The 760-nt window shown below is 55.4% G+C and carries 1 protein-coding gene; it reads right to left on the reverse strand.

All coding sequences use genetic code 11. From position 1 onward, the window contains the following. A partial coding sequence (locus B879_RS24090; RefSeq protein ID WP_040401595.1) for an aldehyde dehydrogenase family protein occupies window positions 1-760 on the reverse strand: 760 nt, incomplete at both ends.

Here is a 760-nt window from a genome sequence, read left to right on the forward strand (position 1 = left end):
GTGTAGCATGCCAGCGTTGACTGAGTGTAAAAATTTATCGATCGCCTGCGAAGACTCGCTAATAATCCCCGCGCACAGACCGTAATCGGTGTCATTGGCGATCTCGATAGCCTCATCTATTCCATCTACTTCGATGAGGCAGGCAACGGGGCCGAAGATCTCCTCTTGGTTAATCCTCATGTCTGATCTCCCGCCGGAGAATAGTGTTGGCAGCATGAAGAACCCTGGAGTGTCCGATTCACAAACCGTTCCGCCCGCGACAACCTCTGCGCCCTCCTCCACTCCGAGCCGGACGTAATCCAGAACGGTGGAGAGCTGAGCCTCACTCGCCAGCGGACCGATGTCGTTGACCGGGTCCAACGCGTGACCGACGCTGAGCGTAGAGAGGCTATCCACAAGACGTGTCTTGACCTCCTCGAGTATCCCCTTCGTCACGATCACTCTGCTCGTTGCTGTGCAGCGCTGACCGGAAGAGTAGAAGGCACCATCGATGACGGCTTCCACTGCCGTTGTGATATCAGCATCATCCAGAATGATGAGGCTGTTCTTGCCTCCCATTTCGGCCTGAACCTTCTTATTACCTGCGTCCAAGCAATCTTGGACGATTCGTTTTCCAGTGGCACCGGAGCCCGTGAAGCTCACCGCATCGAGTGCTTTCGACTTCGCCATGCGGTCACCAACAACGCTGCCTGACCCCATGACCAGGTTGAAGACACCTGCGGGAAGACCCGCTTCAGCAATAATCTCTGCCAGATTCCAT

It is taken from the genome of Cecembia lonarensis LW9 (genome assembly GCF_000298295.1).
Lineage (GTDB): Bacteria > Bacteroidota > Bacteroidia > Cytophagales > Cyclobacteriaceae > Cecembia > Cecembia lonarensis.